Raw genomic sequence first — 22235 nt, 5'->3', positions numbered from 1 at the left:
AAACTTAATTGTCGGTTAAATTCAAATGTCCGGGGGGAGATAGGATTATGACAATATTACGGCTGAAAGCTGTACTTTTTACAGGTGTGTTAGTGACATTAGGGCTTAGCTCTACAGGTGTTAATGCTGATGATTATTCTAACGCAGTGGCATCGGCACCAGACGCATTAGTATCAAATGGACTTTTGACACCTGGAACAACAGGAACACAAAATAATGCAAAAATTGTAACATTCGATGCTAGTGGTAATGTTGTTTCTGAAACAGCAGATAACGCAGATAAATCAATTATAAAAATTACGGATGCAACTAACCAAGTGGGATCTGCCTGGTCTACAGCAAACAATAAATTTAATCTTAATAAAAATAATAAAATGTCAATGTGGATGTATTTCGGTAATCAGGGTGCTAATTCTGGTGATGGGATGGCTTTTGTTTTACAAAATGATAGCCGTGGTCTCAGTGCTATTTCTGGTGGAGGCGAATCATTAGGTGTTTGGGGTGTTGATAAAGGTGGATCAGAATCTACCGTTGCAGGAACAGCTATTAAAAATTCATGGGCGTTAGAATTTGATACACATAAAAATAGTGAGGCAAGCAAGGGTAACGGATTTGATAATTTAAACACTATCCAAGACAATCATCTGGCAAGCAATTATCCTAATCAAAGGGCTACTTATGAACAAAATGGTTTTTTAAGTAAGTATAATAAATTAACTCATGATGGACTACTTGCTGTCGCTGACTTATCTAATGGAAGATGGTGGCATGTGTCAATTGATTATAAATCAACGTCTACAACTGCCGGCTCAATGACCTATACTATTGGAGATAAAGTCCCCGGTACGGGTGATGTATTAGGTGGTGGTCTTGCAAAGACAGTTCCAATTGATAAAAGTAAATTTGCGAGCACTGATGGTCAAGTGACTTGGGGATTTACGGGCGCAACAGGCGGTAACTGGGAAACAAATTTAGTGATGTTTGAAGAAATATCTGATTTAGTTTCTGTTACGGCGACGCAAAAAGTGACAGATACTACCCAGAACAATAAGGACATTACCGCATCAGGAATTGCTAACAGCGGGGATAAACTTAATCTTCAAACAACTTTGAAATACAATGATGGAAAGCAAGATTGGAAAAAAATCGTTGCTTCGTTAAAAACGCCTAATGCTGTGACGTTAGACAAAGAAGGTATCATTAAATACGCCGATGGAACAACGCAAACATTTGATACAACAACTAAAGATGGTGTCATTACATCAAGTCTAAATAAAAACTTATCAAAAAGTAATGATACAGCAACGATCAGTATGAATGGGACAGCTAAAATTGTTGCTACAGATACCAAAGTAACAAGTCCAATTAGTACATTTAATGGTCAAAATACGATAGTAAGATCTCAGCTAGCTACGTTTACCATTAAGGCATTAAAGCAGAAGATGACACTTTCAGGATTGCTTGATAAAACAATTGATAGTGGTCAGTCGATTAAAGTTACGAGTAACGTTAAAACAGATACACTAATGGAAAATGATAACGTTACGATAACAACGATGCTGAATGGTAAAGCCTTTAGTGATAAATCAATGCTATTCAATAAGTTGGGTAGCATTGACTACGCTGAAGTGCTGCCTGCAGATAAGTTAAACGTTGGAAAAAATACTTATACGGTAAGTGTTGAAGATCAATATGGTAATTCAGTAACGGGTCAAGAAATTATCACTGTTAATGATCCAGGTGTTTTAGAAATAGCATCGGTAACGGGTGCATTAAATTTTGGACAAAGTGATATTCCAATACCCAACGAAGAAACAACCTATAGCCCTGTAGAAGAATTAAGTATACAGGTAGTTGCATCGGTACCAGGTACATGGAATTTAAAGCTGACTGGAACTGATGTTGTTGGAGCCAGCGGCACTGTGCTAAAAGATGCATTAATTTACAAAGAAAAAGCGACAGATATTGGGACACCTTTAAAAGACCATTCGATAGATATTGCGGGTGGGAACTCATCTCCTAACCAGATAACTAAAACGTGGGCAAAAGATACGGGAATTCTATTGCGTGTTAAACCTAGCGAGGTTAGAAGTGAAGAATATGATGCTTCAGTGCAATGGAATTTGAGTAATGTACCAACTAAATAAGTAGTATTAGTGAAAAAGGATAACAAAAGTTATCCTTTTTTTATTTATGTTTTGCAATTATTGCCATCTAGGATATTATGGACTATGTAGAGAGAATACGGAGGATAGATAACTAATGAAAATGACCGTTGAACAATTCATGTCCGCTATTGAGTTAGAGGCGTACACAAAGATTTTTTATACTGCCACACCAGAAGATGTCCAAGCGATTGGTGTACCAGAATTATTCGCTAAGTGTTATGCTGATTTAGAAAACAATGTACGGGATGGTAAGCTTGTAGAAGTTCAATTGATGATTGAATATCCTGAAGGTACCGCAATTTTTACACTTGAAGCAAATATCCTTAATTTACCATACAAATATTATAAAAAGTTACCCAGCTTCTTTAATGAAGTAACAGATGAAGCAGAAGTTAATGTCTATCTGATTGTTGAGTCACCAATTCTGAACGCATCTAAATTAAGAATCGATGAAATTACATCTGTGACTAATTATTTAGAAAACCCCAGTGATCATAATATGACAAGCACAACTATGATTGCTGAAAAGATAGCTTTCCTTGAAAATCCACCTATTATTGAAGAAAAAGAACCAGTTGTCGTTGAAAAGAAAAAGAAAGCTCCAGCTAAGAAAAAACCAGCTGTTAAAAAGAAACCAGCAGTTAAAAAGACGACGGCTACAAAAAAAGCGACAACAAAGAAAAAAACGACAACTGTAAAGGCGGCAGCCAAGAAAAAGCCCGTGGCCAAAAAGGTACCCGCTAAAAAGAAACCGGCTGTAAAGAAAGTAACTACTAAGAAAAAAGCACCAGCCAAGAAAACTAAATAAAAAAACGCCGATATTATCGGCGTTTTTTTGTCTAATTATTTAATGAAGAAATAGTAAACGAGTAGCAAGGCACCTAAAATAATACGGTACCAACCAAATGGTTTGAAATCTTTCGACTTGATGTAACCCATCAAGAATTTGATTGCAACAATTGAAACTAAGAATGCGACTACACAACCAAGTAATAAGACGGCTGTTTGATCACCGGTAAAGCTATAACCATTATGGAAGTATTTAACTAATTTGAGTAGACTGGCACCGAACATAACTGGAATTGATAAGAAAAATGAAAATTCAGCAGCAATGAATCGAGAAGTCCCTAATAAAATGGCACCTAAAATAGTTGCACCAGAACGTGATGTTCCGGGAATTAAAGCAAGAACTTGGAAAACACCGATTAGTAACGCTGTTTTGTAAGTAACTTGATTGAATGATGTAATAGAAGGAACAGCATCGGCTTTTTTGTTTTCAATAATAATGAATAAAACACCATAAATAATTAACATTAAGGCAACAACTGGGAAATTATATAATTTCGCATTTAACCAGTCATCAGCAACTAACCCAATCACAGCAGCTGGAAGTACAGCTACAATGACTTTACTCCATAGAGACCACGTATCTCTTTTTTCTAATTGCGATTTTTTTGGAGAAAAAGGATTTAATTTATGGAAATACAACACACAAACTGCTAGGATAGCGCCCAGTTGGATAACAACGAAGAACATTTCCATGAAAGCAGCATTTTCTTTTAGTTGTAAAAATTCGTCAACTAAAATCATATGTCCCGTTGAACTAATAGGAAGCCATTCTGTAATTCCTTCGACAACTCCCAAAATAATAACTTTTAACATAACAATAATATTCATACAAATAGATTCCTTCCAAAATTTTATTTAACTGCTCTAGTATACCTAATATGAAAATTAAAAACCATAAAATTAAATAAACCTTATGCTTTTAGGCATAAGGTTTATTTGTGAATATAAGATTTTAGTTAAGATTAATTTTATAGGGCTTTTTTGTTACCGCGACGTGCAATTGCAGGGAGGATTAAACCTAATGCAACTAAGACAAGTGGTGTGACAATATTAAGTGTTAATTGGAACAAGTAGTTAGAAGGGCTATCTGAGTAGTTTAATTTAGGAACAACTCCTAGGATACAAGCGAATGCAGTGAATAAGAAACACCAAGCACCAACAATGTAACCAACGACAGGATTCTTAACAAACTTGTAACCGGCTTTGAAATTCTTCAATTGTTTGTTTAATAGCATGTAAGCGAAGAATACCCAGAGATAACGCATAGGCATGACAACCGCATTTAGGTTCAATAACCATTTGTATAATGCGTTCATGTTACCAATCCCGATTGCAGGAATGATAATTAAAATACTAACTAAAACACCAGTCATGGCATAACCATTAACGGGAGTTCCTTTTTTATTAAGTTTTGACAAGCTTTTAGGAATGAAGTTTGGATCAGCATCACCTAAAAGAATTTTTAATGGTGCATCAATTGAGAAAGCAAGCGCTGAAATTTGAGCCATCGCATTGGCAATTGCGTATAGAATCATGAATAAATTACCTACGTGATAGAAACTACCAAGACGTAAGAAACCTTCGTAAGGACCATTTGTGATTAAATCATCAGGGATGTTAGTTCCGTTAAATAAGAATCCCATAGCGAACGAACCTAAAATAGCACAGATGGCAACCATTGCGGCCAATGCTAACATTCCTTTTGGAAATTCTTTAGCTGAGTTTTTTGTTTTATTAACATAGGGAGAAATCTTTTCAGCACCACCAACAGCGAAAACTAACATTGAAATCGTTGTGAAGTAGGCGAAGTTAAAGTTAGGTAGATATGATTTAATGGCACCCATATCAGGTGTTTGAATTTTAGCATGCGTCATGAATGGCGCTGAAACTGCCAACAAGATGAATAATAATGACATAACGAACATTGCTGTTCCGGCAACACTACCAATTCGACTTAAAGTAGCAAGTCCCTTTGAGGCAATCCATAAGAAGAAAATGAAAATGACTAAGCCCATAAGTGAAACGGTCATAGCAGAAGTTTCATTAACGAAATTTCCGTTACCTTTGAATAACCAACTAAAGGCAATTAAAATACCTTGTGGTTTTTGTGCTAGGTAAGGAATATGTACGACCCAATAAGTCCAAGCTGCATAGTAGGCAAGTCTCTTGGTTGAAGTTTCTTTCACCCATGAAGACACACCACCGCTGGCATCTTTAAATGTTGAGCCTAATTGACCAACAATTAAAGTATAAGGAACAAAGTAAAAAATCATGATTAAAATCCAAGATGTAATAACAGTGAGTCCTTGGTTAGCAAAGTTGTTAAAGACATTTGCAAGTCCCCAAACGGAAACGAATGCAATTAAAGCAACGTTATACCAACGTAATGTTTTTTCTGATTCTAGCAAAATAATAGCCTCCATATGGATAAAATATTTTATGATACTGGTGCAGTGATAGCTATGGTTAAGTATAAAGAAAAATGAAATAAAGTACAATCAAATTTTGTGATACATACTATAAGAAGTAAATATAATTATGATTAAAATGTCAAAAAAACACATCTAGGTCGCAAATGTTGAATGTTGTCTACCGAATATAGATGATATTATAACGGTAATTGGTTAACGACATAAACTAAAAAGAGAATCCTGGGGGATTATTATGAAACCAAAAAATAGAATTGTGATAGGTAGTTTGTGTGCGATGATGTTGTTCGGGGGAACAGCGTTGAATGAAACTATATCAGCAAGTGAACAAGAAGAAGCAACTAGTTCAAGTATTGCGACTATAAAAGAGCAAACTTTAGAAAATGTATTAAGTGAATCAACAGAATCAAATAAGGCAGATTCTAGTAGCTCAAGTAGTAGTGTATCTGATGAAAAAATAGATTCAGAAGTTGATACGACAAATGCAACAAGTTCAGAATCAGCGTCGTCTACACTATCTAGTGAAAAACTAGATAGTCAAAAAGACGAAAAGAAACAAGTAGAACAGGCTAAAAAACAAAGTAGCACAACACGTACGTTATTTGATGATTATAAAAATGCAGAGATTGTAGGGATGTTTCTGGGTGGAAGTAAAAAAACGATTAGCATTGACGATGTACTTAGCAAAGAATCAACAATAATGCCTGCAGATGCAGCGTTAGCTGACCTATTTTATAGTCAGGATGATGCGGGTAATGGAAATAGCGTTGATGGCTCAGGAACACCAGAAGGATCACCTGGGTACTATCCTGCCGTATCTTTAGATAACTACGTATTCAATGTGCAAGTAACCAAACCAGATAGTACGGCAACAATTTACGCACCTTTTCATCCAACATCGTATGATCCAATAGAAACACTCATGCAAGCACCAGTTACAATTAAAAATTCTGATCTAGCAATTGGGGAAAATAAAGTTGAGCTTACAGCTACAAGAGTAATAGGTGGGGGAACTAGTTTTCCAACTAAGGGAACTATCATTGTAACCATACCAAATCCTAAGATTAAAGTAGATGCAATTGCAGGCGATAAATTAGACAGTACGACTAATACGGATATCCCAGTAGTTGATGTCGCAAGTACTGAGTACCCAGTGAGCTACACGGTGAATAGTGATCATGCAACGACCTTAACAACTCAAATTACAGATTCTTATGGTGATGTAGCACACACCAGTCAATATAAGGAGGAGTACGATAATAGTAAAACGCTAGGTAAAGATCATACTAATACGATTAAGATGACCGACTTGACGGTTAAACAACATACAATAACCGTCACAACAACGGATGATCAAGGTAATGCGACTGTTAAAAAATTCATCCTTAATGTTAAAAAACCAACTAAAACGTTAAAAATTAATAGCATTAATAATTTAAATTATGGAGATAAAATTAAAATACCAAATGAAAAAACCAATTTAACACCATTAATTGGTCTTAATGTGGACCTTTCAGCTGTGGATGCCGGTAACTGGGTGTTGACTGTAAAATCAACAGGATTAACTGATGATCCAGATGCTTTGGTCTTTAAAAGTGATGCCAATGCTACAGAGCAAATCATTAATGATGCTGGCATAACCGTTTTATCAGGTAATGGTGTAAATGATACAGGAAAGGAGTTTAACGATGATGGAACCGGTATTTTGTTAAAGGCAGATCCATCAAAGCTTAGAGCAACTGCCTATAAAGCAGACTTGAATTGGACATTATCAAGTGTCCCAGTAAAATAACGTCAAAAAATGACACCTAACACGTAAATGTTGGTCGTTTTAAATGAAATAATTTTGGTATTATAATTTTATAGAAAAGAATAACTAAATAAGAATTAAGTAATTATGACTGTCAAAAGAAAACACTTAACCATGAAATATTGACCGTTTTTAGGTCAAATATCGACTATAGTGAGTGTATACGAAAAATGGGGGAAACAATGATGAAAAAAACTTTATTAACAACAGTAATGATTAGTGGTGTGGTATTAGGTTTCGGAACAATAAGTAAGGTATCTGCAGCAGATACTGCTACATCAAAAGATACAACGGCAAGTGCCACGTTTACAGCTGGCGGAATAGATCCAACAGATCCTAATAGTGCATCATTGTCAATTACAAATGTCACAAGTAAAGTTGATTTTGGTAAAGAAGCAATTTCTGCAGCGAATACTACATTAAATTCAAATAGTGGTATTAATGTAAGTGTTAGTGATCTTCGTGGAACATTTGTTGGTTGGAGCGTTAAGGTTAGTGGTACACCATTTATGAGTGTTGTAGATACTGTTGCTGATCCTACAGCTAAATCTGTAGAACTAGAAGGTGCTACATTGTCACTCCCTGATGGTACTGCATCGAATAATATTGGTGACGTACCTGAGGTAACAGCAACAGCTACAGGCAACGTCTTAGATGGTGGTGCAACAATTAGTGCACCTGTTGACAAAGGTGCAGGGGAAACTACAACAAGTTATGCACAAAAGGGTATTAACTTAGGGGTTGTTGGTGGTACAGCACATGCTGCTGCATACTCAACAACATTAACTTGGACATTGACTGACGCTCCTGCTTAATTAGGTTAGAGTCGGGTGAAATATTAAAAAAATTTGGGGGAAATATATTATGAAAAAAAGTTTAACAAGTTCATTATTAGCAACAACAATTTTAGGTGCAGGTTTAGCAGTATCAAGTAACGTAAATGCTGCAGATACTGTCTTACCAGATAGTGCAACAACTGACGGTTCAGTAACATTTACACCAGGTACAGATCCAACAGACCCAGTTGACCCAACAGACCCAGTTGACCCAACAGATCCTGGTGATGGTGGTGGCGGTGAAACAGGACATGCTGGTCCTTTAGCAATTGTATATGCAACAAAGGCTGTAACATTTGGGATTCCAAAAGATGATGGAACTGGTTCTGTTAGCACTACTGTACCTGTTTCAGCAAGTAAACAAGACCTTAAAGGTAGTAACTTTATTTCTCTTCAAGTTGCCGATACTCGAGGAACAGATGCTGGTTGGACATTATCAGTTAAAGCAGATCAATTCAAAAGTACAAAGTCTGGCGAATTAGCTGGAGCTGTCTTAGCTTTAGGTAAAGGTGATAATACCTTAATTGGTACCGGTGCTACACCAACACCTGCATCAGCTGCTGCAGTTGCAGCGGTTACTGATGGTGGAACTGTCTTATCAGCTAAAACAGGCGAAGGTGCTGGTTTAAATGCAGATAAGATTCGTGCAGACAACATGACTTTGACAATTCCTGCAGGTTCAGCTAAAGCTGATACTTATGCAACAACGTTAAACTGGAGTCTTTCAGACGTACCAGCTGTTTAAATTAAATAACAAATTCGGGGGAAATAAATTATGAAAAACGTATTAACAAGTGCATTATTATCAGCAACAATCTTAGGTGCAGGCTTAGCAGTATCAGGTAGCGTAAACGCTGCTGATATGACACCTGCAACAACAACAACTGGTGTTCAATTTAAAGCTGGCGATGAAGGACAAGTTATCCCTCCAGTTGACCCAACAGATCCAACAAAACCAACAGAACCTGGGGATAACGGTAATACTGGTAACAGTGGTAATCTTGCTATTATCTATGCTACTAAAGCAATTAGTTTTGGTACTGAAAATGAAATTACGGCAAATACGGTTAACTTAACGTCTGATACAGATGTTGCAGTTGAAGTTGGTGATGTTCGTGGAACAAATGCTGGTTGGACTTTATCAGTAAGTTCTAAGCAATTAGCTAACGCTGATGAATCAGAAAAACTTGGCGGCGCTGCAATTAGTTTAGGCGCAGGTGCTGTTTCAGTTGGTAATGGTTCTACAGCTAACCATGCAGTGTCATCAGCAATTGCTGATACAACAACTTCTGGGGTTGTTCTTGGTGCTACAGCAGACGCTGGTGCAGGTATTAACGTTGATAACATTAAAAAAGAAAATGTTAAATTAACAATTCCAGCTGGCGTTGCTAAAGCAGATATCGCGTATGCTTCAACGTTAACATGGACTTTATCAGATACACCAGCTGTTTAATTATTTACAATAAAAAAGATAGAATTATGGGGGATTAGATTATGAAAAAAGGTTTAACAAGTGCATTATTAGCAGCAACAATTTTAGGTGCAGGTTTAGCAGTTTCAAGTCATGTAAATGCAGCAACACTTGCTCAAGGTGCATCAACTGATGCTAGTGTTTCGTTTAAGGCTGGCGATGAAGGACAAGTAATCCCTCCAGTTAACCCAACAAACCCAACAGACCCAACAGATCCTGGTGATGGTGGTGGAACTGGTAATAGTGGTAACCTTGCTATTGTCTACGCTACAAAAACAGTAGACTTTGGTTCAGATATTGAAATTCCTACAAAAGCATTGACTGTTAAATCAGCAAAAGATCTTGCTATTGAAGTTGGGGATGTTCGTGGAACAAATGCTGGTTGGGCACTTTCTGTTCAAGCTGACCAATTTAAGAGTGGTAGTGATGAATTAACTGGTGCTGTTCTTTCAACAGGCAAAGGTAAAGTAGTTGTTGCTGAAGCAACAACTGGAACAACTACAGCTGTTTCAAATGCTGTTACAGATTTAACAACAGCTGGCGTTGCTTTAAATGCTGTTAAAGATACTGGTAGTGGTGTTACTGTTGATACACTTGCAGCTGGAGACATTTCATTAACTGTCCCTGCTGGTGTTGCTAAAGCAGAAGCTTACTCAACAAAAATGAACTGGACACTTTCTGACGTACCTGCTTAAATAAGTTGTTTAAAAAGCATTATATGGTGGCAATCACTATATAATGCTTTTTAACAAGAATCTTTAAAGTATTCCTTGGGGGAGGTTAGTCTCATGAAGAAAAAGATTATGATTATAGCAATGTTACTTTTGGGAGTTGTCATGCTGAATACTAATCAAATGGTTAGTGCGGCAACAACCGAAGCCGGTTCTACGAATGTGACTATCGGTTTTAAAGAGAATACCAAAGTGACACAACCAACTAGTGTACCTGAAAGAAAAACGACTGTTAATCCTGAAAAAGACATAAAAGGCTCAGTATCATCTGTAGGTGGTATTTTACCACAGACAAATGAAGAAAAATCTGTGATGGTTGTCTTAGTAGGATTCGTTCTAATATTAGGAGCACTACTATTATTCTTTATTAAAAAGGATAAAAAAGAAAATAAAGGTTAAAGAAAAGATAAATCAGAATAATCTGATTTATCTTTTTTATTATCTTCTAACTAAAAAAGGTCTTAAGTATTTGTGAATAAATATGTTAAAATTTATAAATAGCGTTTTAAGTAAACATTTAGGAGTGAATTATTTTGGATAATCAAGTTGTTGAAGGACAAACCATTTCATTTGATGATATTAGATATGGATTAACTTACCATAATTGTACGATTGAGGCTTCTTTTGAGACAGTACGAGTTGATTCAGTCACTTTTGATCATTGTACCTTTGAACAAACTGACTTTGTGCGTAGCGAATGGTTAGATACTGTAATTGATCATTGTGAGTTTTTGAACGCAGAATTTAATGAAAGTTATTTTTTTAGAACTGAAATTAAAAGCTGTCGGATGATGGGGTGTGACTTTTCTAATCGTACTGTTTTTAAAGAAACGACATTTAGAGATTGTCAGTTAAGCTATTCTAATTTTAGTGTCGCTAATTTCCAAGAAGTTGAATTTAGACGTTGTGATTTAAAAGAAACCAGTTTTCAAGCGGTTGAAATCAAGAAGAAATTAACATTCCCTGAAAGTAATATTGAAGGTTGCGATTTTATTGAGACCAACATGAAGTCTGTGGATTTCTCTGAGAGTGAATTTGAAACAGTTATACTGGATCCTAAGCTGGTTCGTGGATTAACGATTAATGCTTACCAGGCAACAATTTTAGTTGCTTTATTAGGTATTAAATTGAAGTGAGCTTACAATATTGTAAGCTTACTTTTTTATTTAATGATACATTATAGCTGACGAATACTGGTATACCAATTGGCATACAGGATTAAATAACTATTACCTGAAAAGGACCCTAAAACCATCAAATAATGAGCGTTTATAAGAAATTTATGGATAATATTAATTCTATTTAAGCGTATACTATAAGTAATAAAGATAGAGAATGGGGTGCGGGTTATGGGGATTAATCATAAAAAAATAAATTTATTAGTGTTTGTTTTAGCGGCGACTTTCTTAGCTACTTTTTCAAGTGTGTCGGCAGAAACAGATTATAATTATGCAATACAGACCGCGCCAAGTGGGATCACTTTGAATGGTATATTTCAACGCGGAACTGGGGCTGGTGTATCTGAAGTTAGTAAAACAGTTAATTTAACGTCTGGAAATGTCATAACAACGGATGCAAATGCTGCTACAAAATCGGTCGTAACAATTACTGATAATAAAGATCAAAAGGCAGCTGTTTGGTCAACTGATGGTAATACATTCGATTTGAACAAAGATTCAACAGCGTCAATGTGGGTATATCTTGGTAATGGAGGCGCTGCAGCCGGAGATGGTATGGCATTAGTATTACAAAATGATGCTAAAGGAAATGCAGCTATTTCAACTGGTAGTGGTGAAACATTAGGTGTTTGGGCTAATGATATACTACCTGAGGGTATTTTTGGAACAACATCAGGTTATAGTGATGTTTCGAAACTAGTTAAAACAGGGATACAAAACAGTTGGGCGTTAGAGTTCGATACCTTTAATAATGGGGGTCAAACTTCCGGGAATAGCTTTGATTATACTGCTGTCACAGGTAATCACATAGCTAGTGGTTATCCTGCAGATACTAATAGTTATACACGGGATAGTAAAGACTCGGGTTTTTTTCCAATACACACCGCCTATTTTTACTATCAAAATCACCTTGGGTTAATTGATTACGGAGCAAATCTATCTAACGCGTTATGGCATCATTTGACGTTGAAATATTCTGCTGGAACGAGTACAACAGGCTCTATGACTTACACAATTGATGATAAAAATCCAAAAACAAATGTTATGACAACAGGTAAGAGCGCGACTGTGTCAATTGATAAGGCTAAATTCAATTCGAATGGCGCAGTTCGTTGGGGATTTACTGGATCAACGGGTGGTAGTTATGAAACTAACTTGATAATGTTTGAAAAAGTTCCAGGTTTAGTTGATGCAACTGCAACTCAGACAGTAACAGATACAACTCAAAAAAATAAAGATGTTACTAATGATGGTCTAGTACACTCTGGAGATTCATTAGATTTTGTAACAAATTTAAAATATTTAGGTGGTAAACAAGATTGGAAAACAATTAGTGCTGGCTTGAAGGTTCCCAATAATGTGACGTTAAAAACGGGAACAATTACTTATTCAGGGGCAGCAACGGACTCAGAAACCATTGATTTAACAAAGATGTCAAATGGGGCAATTGTTAAGGTCCTTAAGAATGATTTATCAACAGCTAAGTATTCAAGTGCAAAAGTAACACTTACAGGAACTGCTGACAAAGTTGCAGCCGATACAGTTGTTAATAGTCCAGTAAGTGAATTTTCTGGATCTAATGCGGTTATCCAATCAAATGCAGCCAAATTCACAATTGGAGGCACACGAACATTAACGATATCAGGAATTAATGACATCAAGGTTAATCAAAATGAAGCAGCAACTATTGCCGGAACAGTAGTTTCAAGTCTTGGGGGAACTTTCCCAGCAGGAACGACAACTGCAGCAATTAAAGTCAATGGTAGTTACTCAGTATCAGCTAACGTCGGAACAGACGGTAAATTTAGTGTTAGCGTTCCAAGTAGTCAATTAAAGGTTGGTAAAAACCCATATACTGTGATGGCAACTGATCAATATGGGAACCAAACAACGTCATATACGGCTGATATTATTGTGAACTCTAATAAACCAACGTTTACTTTAGATGATAGTGGTACAACAGTGAATGCGCCTTATTCTTTGAGTTACCATGAGTCTGATGATAGTGCAACCATTAAAACGTACTATCAAGAAGGGTCAAATGCACCTGTTTTAATGGAAACATATGATAACGTAAAAGCTGGTCAGGACCATTCTGGAACTTACAAATTACCAGATAACTTAGCAATTGGTAGTCATGTTTTAACTGTTTATGCTGTCGATACAGACGGTAATAAATCTGACGTGAAAACTATTACTGTCGTTGTTTCAGGTAAAATGGGACTAACAACTAACGGTAGTTTAAATTTTGGGACAACTAAAATTCCAGGAAAAACGACAATATTACCTCGTCAAACTGATTTTTCTGTAGCATTAGAAACATCATTACCTGGGACTTGGCAGTTGTCAGTTTCAGCAAGTGATCTTACTTCAGATAGTAATACAATTAAAGATGCGATTGTGTATCGAGCAACAGCCGGAGATAAGGCTCAAGTTTTAGGTTCGGCAAGTCTTGAAATTTTGTCAGGAACATCAACGACAAAAACGACAACCGTACCATGGGACAAAGATGCGGGTGTTTTGGTTAAAGCAGATCCAAGTGAAATCCATCGCGGTTCATATACAGCCCAGGTAAAATGGGTATTAAGTAACACACCACCTGCATAAAAAATAAAGGAGAGACACTAAACTTTTTAGTGTCTCTCCTTTATTTTTAAATTTCTTTCGTTAAAGCAATGATTTTATTCACGGTATCATCTAAAAATTGAATTGTTTGATTGAGAGGTTCATCCGTAGTGATATCAACGCCTGCAACTTTAGCTGCTTCAATTGGGGCTAATTCGCCACCTAATTTTAAGAAGGCAAGCCAAGCTTCTGTCGTATTTTCTGGATCTTTCAATAAGTTCAAGTGTGCTTGTGTTGAAATGGCAAGACCTGCTGAATATGTGTATGAATAGAGGCCCATGTAATAGTGTGATTGGCGCATCCAAGTTAGTTCAGCACCGTCATTTATTTCAACATCTGGTCCCCAGAATGCTTCAAGGACATGACGTTTAATTTCACTTAATTGATCACCATCAAATCCTTGTCCAGCGTCAATGAGTTGATAAACTTCACGTTGGTAAGCTGCTTCAAGTAAATGGGTCACAAAGTTATGGAAATAAGTATTCGTTAACATTTTTGAATAAGCAAAACGTTTTAAGCGAGGTTCACTTGATTGATTTTCAATTGAACTTGTTAGTAATAGTTCATTGAATGTAGAAGGCGCTTCAACCAAATAAGTAGAAGGTTCACTACCCAAAATTGATTGGTTATCCTGTGTTAAAATGGCTTGCCCTGCATGACCGAGCTCATGAATTAAAGTATAGACATCGGCTAATTCGTTCGTCCATGACATTAAAATATAAGGATGTTTGCCATAAGGAGTTGTTTCAAAGCCACCCGTTTCCTTACCAATATTTTGTGGAAAATCAACCCAACGTTCTGGGAATGAACGAGCAACCATGGCTTGATAGTCAGATCCAAGTGGCGCAACTGCATCGTTGACATATTTCTTAGCTTCTTCAATTGAAACTTCTGGTGCGAAATCAGGATCTAAATCGATTTGTAAATCAGCAAAGGTCATTTTATCTAAACCGCGAACTTCTTTGACATGTGCAGCGTATTTTTGCATAACAGGTGCTAATTTAGTCATGATTGTATCAATTTGACGATTGAATAATGAACGGTCAACTTCTTGTTCTGCTAATAAGTAATCAAAAACTGAATGATAGCCACGTAAAGTAGCAATTCTTTTCTCCATAGATACTTGATTATAATAGTTAGCCGCAATTGTATGCTTATAATGATTTAATGTTGTTGAGAAGCTTTTAAATGCTGCATGACGAATAGCTGCGTCTGGATTGTATTGGTACGTATTTTCATATAAAACAAATGACATTGGATATGTCACACCATTTACTTCAAAATCAGAAAAGTCCATATCAGCTGCTCGAGTTTGACCGTAAACTGATTCTGGTGCAGAAAAATTAGGTTGGAAGGTCGCAAGGACTTGTTCAACCTCAGGACTTAACTGGAATTCTTTTTGTTTCTTTAATTGACGAATATAAGCTTTTAATTTTGGATTTGTTGCAACAACGTCGTCCAATAATTTAACTGGATTTTCTAGTAATTCAATATCAAAGAAAACCAGTTTTGTCGTAATTTCGGCAGAAAGTGCTTCAAAATCGCGCATTAACTGATTGGCTGTTGCATCAGTAATATCAACTGCTTGCTGTAAAAATGCATAATGTTCAATATGTGATAAGCGAGTGTAAATATCTTCCAAGTCATTGAAGGCGGTACTAATTGGAGCTAGTTCTCCTAAATGGCTATGGTAAGTAGAAACAAAGGTTTGAACGAGGTCACGAACTAAATCGATATCCGTCTGGAATGCAAGATCATTTGGATAAATGGCTGTTAAATCCCATGTTAGTGCTTCAGGTACTTCATTTCTATTAACTAGTTGGTGAGTTTTTGTCATAATCGTAACCTCCTAATGTTTGTATGGTTAGTATTGTATCATTATATAGAATTAAATGAGTAAAAAAGGATTATAATATAATTTTTTGATAATCTTCGATTAGTACAAGTCAAATTAGTGGTTTAATGCATGGTTATTTGAGATTATGAATTAAATAAAAGGAGGTAGAATAAATGAAAAAAATAATTGTATTAATTATCGCTATTCTATTAGTTGGCGGCGGGTACTTATACTATAGGACTAATTACTCAACTCAGGATTACTACACACAGATAACAGAAACAGGTAAAAAAGTGGTTAAAAAGGATCAAAATGGAAAAACGTATGCCGATTATAGCTATAATCAAATGGCTTATAATACTAAAAATGAAGCTAAGAAATTAACGTTTAATGGGAATAAAGAAAGACCGTTACGTCAAGGCGCCTATTTAAAATTAGCCTATAATGAAAAAAAAGGTGTTATTTCATGGGAAGAAGTTTCAAAAAAAGATCTACCTGTAAAATTAAAATAGAACCCAAAAAAAAAGACTGTAATGAAGAGGATAGTTATCTTCATTACAGTCTTTTGTTATTTAAAAATAACTATCTCTTAGGAATAGCTATTTTATTCGTGAGGGCATTATTTTGAGTATTTCTCGATTAAATCATCTAAGACAAGTAAGTCTTCTGCTTCGTAACGTTTACGGTAAGCAGCGATTTCTTCAGCTGAGAAATGTTTTGGATCGACAGCTAAATCTTCAACAGGGATGGCACGGTCGTCAGTGATTTTAACATCAATAACAACAGGACCTTCTGCTTTTATAGCTGTTTCAAATGCGGCAACTAATTCGTCATGTGTAGAAACTGAGATACCAAGCGTACCCATAGCGCTTCCGACTTGTGCCCAATCTGCGTCATTGAAATCAATACCATAGAATGGTTGACCTTCATCTTCTTGTTCATCTTGAATGAAACCAAAATGTTGGTTAGAGAAGACAATATTAATGACATGTTGTTTGTATTTTACTTGTGTTAATAAATCTTGAACAATCATAGCAAATGCGCCATCACCGACAAGGTTAAAGACTTGACGGTCAGGGAAGGCTGATTTAGCAGCAATTGCTGCACCCATACCATAACCCATTGTTGCAAATAAGGCAGATGTTGTGAATTTTTGTTTAGGATTCATATCTAAGTAACGTAAGCTATTCATTGTAACATTACCAACATCAACTGCGAAAATGTCATCGCCTGTGGCATGTTTGTTGATTTCTTTAAAGACAGAAGCAGGTTGAAGTGGTGTTGTTGTCTTGTCCTCAAATTTCTTGAGGTAAGTACGCCAGTTAGCCATATCTTCAATAGTTGCATCGAAGAATGGACGACTTTCAACAGGAGCACCAGCTAATTCAACAAAGCGAGCTAATGTTTTCTTAGCATCACTGAGTAAAGCGACATCAACTGCATGACGTTTACCAATTTTTGATGCATCAATATCGATTTGGATAAATTTCATATCGGGTTTTAAGACTTTTTTAGTTTGTGAGAAAGGTAAATCAGCTCCTACAAAGACAACTAAGTCAGCGGCAGCAATTGCTTCATCAGCAGGTTTTGTTGCAACTCGGTAAGTTGACCCTAAGTTAGCACGATAACTATCAGGAACAGTTCCTTTATTGATAGCTGTAATAATTACAGGCATTTTAAAATGTTCAGAGAAAGCAATTACTTCATCAGTAGCACCTTTTGTACCAATACCAGCGAATAAAACAGGTTGTTTAGCTTCTTTAATAAGTGCTAAAGCCTCTTTAATTTTTGAATCATTTGGTTCAGGTAAAATAGGTGTTGTGTAATTGTGACCTGAAGCGTAATAACTGTCAGCGTCGATATCCATCCAACCAAAGTCATTTGGAATTGTAACAACTGCTACACCTTTGTATTGGTAAGCTGTTCTGATAGCTTGATCAATTACACGAGGTAAGCTTTCTGGAGTCATAACTGTTCTATTATAGACAGAAACGTCAGCAAACATTGGATTTTCGTTCATTTCTTGGAATGAATCCATGTTCATTGCAGATGAAGCAACCTGACCGATTAAAGCAAGAACAGGAACATGGTCTTGTTGTGCGTCATATAAACCATTGAATAAATGTGTTGCCCCAGGACCTGCTGAACCAAAGACAACCCCAACTTTACCAGTTAGTTTTGCTTCAGCGGCAGCAGCAAGTGCCCCAACTTCTTCATGACGTACTTGAACGTAATTAATGTTTTCTTTTTCTGATTCAAGAGCACGCATTGTTGTATTGAATGATCCACCGGGTAACCCATAGACATTTTCAACTTTCCAATCCTGTAATACCTTTAACATTGCAATTGATGCTTTAATTTTTTCTGACATAATATAAATCCCCACTTTCATTTAAATAACAAAGTATCTTGTACCATCTATTATTACACTTTATGGTACCGTTTACAAATGAAATGTATGAATAAAATAAATTTTTTTTACGGACCTATTTTCTATATGAAATTTAATCAATATAAATAAAAAAGCATCATCAGAAGTTGCCTTCTTGATGATGCGAGTAGTGTATAGGTCATTATTTTCGAGTTGTGTTAATTGTTGAATTTGTTAATAAAGTATTGCCCGTTTCTGCTTTAACTAAATCTAAGGCAGATCTAAGTTTATCGGTAATACGTTGCTTCTCTGGTGTATCAGCGACTTCAAAAGCTTCACCGTTAATCATGGTTCCAGTTCCTTGTAGGTGATCAGATTTTGAATGGTGCGTGGCAACACGATAGCTAGTTCCTAGAGTCACTAAATCATCAAATGATAAATCTGTTTTCAATTGAGAAGACATCGTGTCTAAGAATTTTTGATTTAATAAGTTTTGTAAGTTTGTACTCTGTAAGGCAACAGACATGATAATCTGGCGTTGACGTTTTTGACGGCCATAATCACCAAGTGGATCCTCATGACGCATTCGGGCATAAGATAATGCATCTGCACCATTAACATGAGTTTTAACACCTTTTTTAAAGTGTGCACCTTGATAGGTGAACGATAGTGGTGGTGTGACATCAACGCCACCAACCGCATTAACTAATGTTTCGAGTCCGCCCATATTAATGGTTGCATAGAAATCAATAGGGACGTTCAAATATTTCTCGACTGTTTTAACAGCAGAAGCAGGACCACCATAAGCATAGGCAGAATTTAATTTACTTGGGAATTCTGATTCATAACCAGAAACCGCAACTTCTGCATCTCGGGGTAAACTGACTAACGTCATTGATTCCGTTTTAGGATTTAAAGTTGCGACAATTAAGGTATCTGTTCGACCGCCAACTTTTGCACGGCCTAACGCACCATCATCGGTTCCTAAAAGGAGAATTGAAATTGGATAGCCTGATTTTAAGACTGAAGAAACGTTTCTAGCTTTAGCGACTTTTGTCGGCGTATAAATTGAATCAGCTGCTTTTTTTGCGTTTGCGTAAGCTCTGTATGCATAAATACCGCCACCGACCAAAAGTAAGAGCAATAAAAGAAGAATTAAACGACGACGTTTTTTATTTGGTTTTTTCTTACCATTTTTTGGCAACGATGAGTGACGATTTTTACTTGGATTAGAAGTGGAATCTGCAATTGATTCCTGCTGATATAGTTCTCTACGAGTAGGCATAAATATAAAATTCCCTCCAATTAGTAATGACTAAATTATTTCTTATCAGTTCATTGTTCTTCAATTGCGTCTACCTGAGTCGTCGTATGTTTAACATTAAACCAATCAATGTAGTTACGTTTAAACTCAATAATCTTAAATTCAAAAGCATCAAACTTGATGACATCATTTAATTTAACTTTATGATTTTCGAGAATGAAACCTGCTAATGTAACACTTTCAGATGCTTTCATCGCTTTATTTTTAAATTTAAAGAAGCGTTCGAAATCATATAAAGTCGTTTTACCACTAATATTATATGAACCATCATCATTTTTGATAATGTATTCACTTGAAACGTCATCAATTTCATCTTTAACCGTTCCAAATAATTCTTCATAAATATCTTTATCCGTTACAATACCACTTGTACCACCATATTCATCAAGGACAACAACGATAGGTGTTTGTTTACTAATCATTTGGCTTAATAATGTTCTAATAGGTGTTGTTTCTGGTACTGTAATAATTGTTCTAAGTAGTTTACTAATTAAGACAGTATCATCAATCTCAGCTTGTCTAACTAAATCGTAGATATAGACGTAACCAAGAATTTTATCTTTATCATTGTTAGCAACTACTGGAAAACGGCTATAACCCTGATGTAAATAATCTTTAACGACATCGTGCACAGTATCTGTAATATCTACGACATAAAGACTTGTTCGATCGACCATAATATCTTTAGCAATTTTGTCATTTAAATCAAAGGCACGTTGCATATAGACATAATCATCTCTATCTAATTCACCACCTGAAACGGCATTTTGAGATAAAGATAAAATTTCTTTTTGAGTAAAAACTTCACTATTTTCATCAGTTGGCGTAATACCAATCATTTTAGCAACACGTGTTGCTGAGTTATTTAATAACCAAACTAATGGGTAAAAGGCAAGATGAAAGTAGCGTAATGGTGTTATAACAACCATTAAAACTTGAACGGGCATATCGATACTTAAGTTTTTAGGCACAATTTCTGTGTAAACCACTTCAACGTAAGTAAGGATTAAAACCCCGATAATTGCGCCAATGATATTTAACCCTGATTCAGAAGCAAAATGGAATAGTTTAAGCACATCTACAAGTAAAAATTCAATGGTTTTTTCACCAACCCAACCCAGAATAATACCAGCAACACTGACACCAACCTGTGTTGTTGAAAGGTATTCATTCAAATGGTTAAGCATTTTTAATGCTCTTTCTTGTTTTTTTCGATTTCCAATACCTGCTTCGATATCAGCTTCGATGGCACTTGGACGTGCTTGGACAAGTGCAAATTCTGCGGCAACGAAGAATGCTGCTGCAAATAATGTCACAAAGATAACAATCAAATTGATGATAACTGTACCGCTAGACAATTTTTGTGTCCCCCATAATTAAGTTATATTTTTAAGTTCGTATCTGTCTATTTTACCATTAAACATAAGGATTGTCGTTTAGTCTGAAGGAACAATTCAGATAATCTTAAACTTTTTACTTAGAGCATAGTAATTTAAGTGTAAATTCATTATAATAGAACTATAAAGAAAAAATACAGATTAATAACGGAGGCTATCATGTCGGGTCAATTCGCAAAAGGTCAATTAAAATTATTTGCACTTAATTCTAACGTTGAATTAGCGGAGAAGGTGGCTAAGGTTTTAAATACTAGTCTTTCTACAGCATCCGTGAAACATTTCAGTGATGGCGAAATTCAAATCAACATTGATGAAAGTATTCGTGGCGCAGATGTTTATGTTATCCAATCAATCTCAAATCCAGTAAATGAAAATTTACTGGAACTTTTGATTATGGTTGATGCGTTACGTCGTGCAAGTGCGGGTACAATTAACGTTGTAATGCCTTATTATGGTTATGCACGTTCAGATCGTAAAGCACGTTCACGTGAACCTATTACAGCTAAGTTAGTTGCAAACTTTATTCAATTAGCCGGTGTTTCTCGTGTAATTACACTTGATTTACATGCCGCTCAATTACAAGGATTCTTTAACATTCCAGTTGATCATTTAGTTTCTTTAGAAATCCAAGCTAAATACTTCATTGAAAATGGGATTACAGATGATGTTGTTGTGATTTCACCTGATCATAATAGTGTTAAAGGTGCTCGTAATATGGCTGAAAAGCTCAAAGCACAAATTGCTATTGTTGATAAACGTGGATCTGATTTTGCTGATAATATTGCAGCAACATCAATTATTGGCGATGTAAAAGGGCGTCGTTGTATCATTATTGATGATATGATTGATACAGGGACAATGATGACTGATGCAGCGCGTGCACTTAAAGCTGCTGGTGCAACAGATATTTATGCTTGTGCAACACATGCTGTGATGTCAAAAGGTGCGATTGAAGCTTTATCTGATGACAATATTAAACAAGTGATTGTAACAGATAGTATCGTTGTTCCAGAAGCTGACAAGCTCGATAAACTTGTGCGCTTATCAGTTGCCGACTTGTTTGGCCAAGCAATTGATTTAATTCATAAGAATCGCTCAGTTGATAAACTATTTACAGAAAAAGATTAAATTAAAATGAACCGCTGGTTAAATCACCTTTGTGATTTGTCCAGCGGTTTTTATGTGTTCTTAAAAAAATATAACAGCTAA

At 35.9% G+C, this 22235-nt stretch carries 18 protein-coding genes; 12 read left to right on the top strand and 6 right to left on the bottom strand.

What is annotated here, in order from left to right; genetic code table 11:
* The first annotated feature begins 47 nt into the window (after window positions 1-47).
* Window positions 48-2147, top strand: coding sequence for an L-type lectin-domain containing protein (locus AC1RPR_RS06245; RefSeq protein ID WP_481761760.1), 2100 nt, complete (start codon window positions 48-50; stop codon window positions 2145-2147).
* A gap of 115 nt (window positions 2148-2262) precedes the next feature.
* Window positions 2263-2976 (top strand): hypothetical protein, encoded by a 714-nt coding sequence (locus tag AC1RPR_RS06240; protein WP_481761759.1) that lies wholly within the window; start codon window positions 2263-2265, stop codon window positions 2974-2976.
* 35 nt (window positions 2977-3011) lie between these two features.
* On the opposite strand, the gene AC1RPR_RS06235 is transcribed toward AC1RPR_RS06240, so the two are convergent.
* Window positions 3012-3845, bottom strand: coding sequence for an undecaprenyl-diphosphate phosphatase (locus AC1RPR_RS06235; protein ID WP_481761758.1), 834 nt, complete (start codon window positions 3843-3845; stop codon window positions 3012-3014).
* A 140-nt stretch (window positions 3846-3985) separates the two neighbouring features.
* The gene (locus tag AC1RPR_RS06230) at window positions 3986-5425 is read right to left on the bottom strand and encodes an amino acid permease (RefSeq protein WP_481761757.1); all 1440 of its coding nucleotides are present in this window, start codon (window positions 5423-5425) and stop codon (window positions 3986-3988) included.
* Between the two features lie 256 nt (window positions 5426-5681).
* Here AC1RPR_RS06230 and AC1RPR_RS06225 point away from each other — a divergent pair, with 256 nt between their 5' ends.
* From AC1RPR_RS06225 to AC1RPR_RS06190, 8 genes are all read left to right on the top strand, one after another.
* Window positions 5682-7238 (top strand): hypothetical protein, encoded by a 1557-nt coding sequence (locus tag AC1RPR_RS06225; protein ID WP_481761756.1) that lies wholly within the window; start codon window positions 5682-5684, stop codon window positions 7236-7238.
* 200 nt (window positions 7239-7438) lie between these two features.
* Window positions 7439-8071, top strand: a complete 633-nt coding sequence (locus AC1RPR_RS06220; protein ID WP_481761755.1) for a WxL domain-containing protein — start codon at window positions 7439-7441, stop codon at window positions 8069-8071.
* A gap of 49 nt (window positions 8072-8120) precedes the next feature.
* On the top strand, window positions 8121-8837 hold the full coding sequence (locus AC1RPR_RS06215; protein ID WP_481761754.1) for a WxL domain-containing protein: 717 nt from the start codon (window positions 8121-8123) through the stop codon (window positions 8835-8837).
* A gap of 30 nt (window positions 8838-8867) precedes the next feature.
* On the top strand, window positions 8868-9545 hold the full coding sequence (locus AC1RPR_RS06210) for a WxL domain-containing protein (RefSeq protein ID WP_481761753.1): 678 nt from the start codon (window positions 8868-8870) through the stop codon (window positions 9543-9545).
* A gap of 41 nt (window positions 9546-9586) precedes the next feature.
* Complete coding sequence (locus AC1RPR_RS06205; protein ID WP_481761752.1) at window positions 9587-10258, top strand: WxL domain-containing protein; 672 nt, start codon at window positions 9587-9589, stop codon at window positions 10256-10258.
* A gap of 93 nt (window positions 10259-10351) precedes the next feature.
* A complete protein-coding gene (locus tag AC1RPR_RS06200; protein WP_481761751.1) occupies window positions 10352-10693 on the top strand; it encodes an LPXTG cell wall anchor domain-containing protein in 342 nt (113 codons plus the stop codon).
* A gap of 134 nt (window positions 10694-10827) precedes the next feature.
* Window positions 10828-11430 carry a pentapeptide repeat-containing protein gene (locus tag AC1RPR_RS06195; protein ID WP_481761750.1) on the top strand — a complete coding sequence of 201 codons (603 nt, stop codon included), beginning with the start codon at window positions 10828-10830 and terminating at the stop codon, window positions 11428-11430.
* Between the two features lie 213 nt (window positions 11431-11643).
* A complete protein-coding gene (locus tag AC1RPR_RS06190; RefSeq protein WP_481761749.1) occupies window positions 11644-14079 on the top strand; it encodes a hypothetical protein in 2436 nt (811 codons plus the stop codon).
* 46 nt (window positions 14080-14125) lie between these two features.
* On the opposite strand, the gene pepF is transcribed toward AC1RPR_RS06190, so the two are convergent.
* The gene (pepF, locus tag AC1RPR_RS06185; RefSeq protein ID WP_481761748.1) at window positions 14126-15934 is read right to left on the bottom strand and encodes an oligoendopeptidase F; all 1809 of its coding nucleotides are present in this window, start codon (window positions 15932-15934) and stop codon (window positions 14126-14128) included.
* A gap of 173 nt (window positions 15935-16107) precedes the next feature.
* On the opposite strand from pepF, the gene AC1RPR_RS06180 reads away from it, so the two are divergent.
* Window positions 16108-16446 carry a YxeA family protein gene (locus AC1RPR_RS06180; protein ID WP_481761747.1) on the top strand — a complete coding sequence of 113 codons (339 nt, stop codon included), beginning with the start codon at window positions 16108-16110 and terminating at the stop codon, window positions 16444-16446.
* A gap of 107 nt (window positions 16447-16553) precedes the next feature.
* On the opposite strand, the gene spxB is transcribed toward AC1RPR_RS06180, so the two are convergent.
* From spxB to AC1RPR_RS06165, 3 genes are all read right to left on the bottom strand, one after another.
* Window positions 16554-18305, bottom strand: coding sequence for a pyruvate oxidase (gene spxB / locus AC1RPR_RS06175; protein ID WP_481761746.1), 1752 nt, complete (start codon window positions 18303-18305; stop codon window positions 16554-16556).
* 202 nt (window positions 18306-18507) lie between these two features.
* The gene (locus AC1RPR_RS06170; protein ID WP_481761745.1) at window positions 18508-19590 is read right to left on the bottom strand and encodes an LCP family glycopolymer transferase; all 1083 of its coding nucleotides are present in this window, start codon (window positions 19588-19590) and stop codon (window positions 18508-18510) included.
* A 50-nt stretch (window positions 19591-19640) separates the two neighbouring features.
* A complete protein-coding gene (locus AC1RPR_RS06165; protein ID WP_481761744.1) occupies window positions 19641-20987 on the bottom strand; it encodes a hemolysin family protein in 1347 nt (448 codons plus the stop codon).
* Window positions 20988-21185: 198 nt separating this feature from the next.
* Here AC1RPR_RS06165 and AC1RPR_RS06160 point away from each other — a divergent pair, with 198 nt between their 5' ends.
* A complete protein-coding gene (locus AC1RPR_RS06160) occupies window positions 21186-22154 on the top strand; it encodes a ribose-phosphate diphosphokinase (RefSeq protein WP_481761743.1) in 969 nt (322 codons plus the stop codon).
* Window positions 22155-22235: the final 81 nt, after the last annotated feature.

This window comes from Dellaglioa sp. CoH-57-MRSF-22, from assembly GCF_056781895.1.
Note: the sequence above shows the minus strand (reverse complement) of the source record. Positions and strands in the feature narration are given on the sequence as shown.

Coding starts and splice junctions, on each gene's coding strand:
- AC1RPR_RS06245 (WP_481761760.1), top strand. CDS start 48: ATGACAATATTACGGCTGAAAGCTGTACTTTTTACAGGTGTGTTAGTG.
- AC1RPR_RS06240 (WP_481761759.1), top strand. CDS start 2,263: ATGAAAATGACCGTTGAACAATTCATGTCCGCTATTGAGTTAGAGGCG.
- AC1RPR_RS06235 (WP_481761758.1), bottom strand. CDS start 3,845: ATGAATATTATTGTTATGTTAAAAGTTATTATTTTGGGAGTTGTCGAA.
- AC1RPR_RS06225 (WP_481761756.1), top strand. CDS start 5,682: ATGAAACCAAAAAATAGAATTGTGATAGGTAGTTTGTGTGCGATGATG.
- AC1RPR_RS06220 (WP_481761755.1), top strand. CDS start 7,439: ATGATGAAAAAAACTTTATTAACAACAGTAATGATTAGTGGTGTGGTA.
- AC1RPR_RS06215 (WP_481761754.1), top strand. CDS start 8,121: ATGAAAAAAAGTTTAACAAGTTCATTATTAGCAACAACAATTTTAGGT.
- AC1RPR_RS06210 (WP_481761753.1), top strand. CDS start 8,868: ATGAAAAACGTATTAACAAGTGCATTATTATCAGCAACAATCTTAGGT.
- AC1RPR_RS06205 (WP_481761752.1), top strand. CDS start 9,587: ATGAAAAAAGGTTTAACAAGTGCATTATTAGCAGCAACAATTTTAGGT.
- AC1RPR_RS06200 (WP_481761751.1), top strand. CDS start 10,352: ATGAAGAAAAAGATTATGATTATAGCAATGTTACTTTTGGGAGTTGTC.
- AC1RPR_RS06190 (WP_481761749.1), top strand. CDS start 11,644: ATGGGGATTAATCATAAAAAAATAAATTTATTAGTGTTTGTTTTAGCG.
- pepF (WP_481761748.1), bottom strand. CDS start 15,934: ATGACAAAAACTCACCAACTAGTTAATAGAAATGAAGTACCTGAAGCA.
- AC1RPR_RS06180 (WP_481761747.1), top strand. CDS start 16,108: ATGAAAAAAATAATTGTATTAATTATCGCTATTCTATTAGTTGGCGGC.
- spxB (WP_481761746.1), bottom strand. CDS start 18,305: ATGTCAGAAAAAATTAAAGCATCAATTGCAATGTTAAAGGTATTACAG.
- AC1RPR_RS06170 (WP_481761745.1), bottom strand. CDS start 19,590: ATGCCTACTCGTAGAGAACTATATCAGCAGGAATCAATTGCAGATTCC.
- AC1RPR_RS06160 (WP_481761743.1), top strand. CDS start 21,186: ATGTCGGGTCAATTCGCAAAAGGTCAATTAAAATTATTTGCACTTAAT.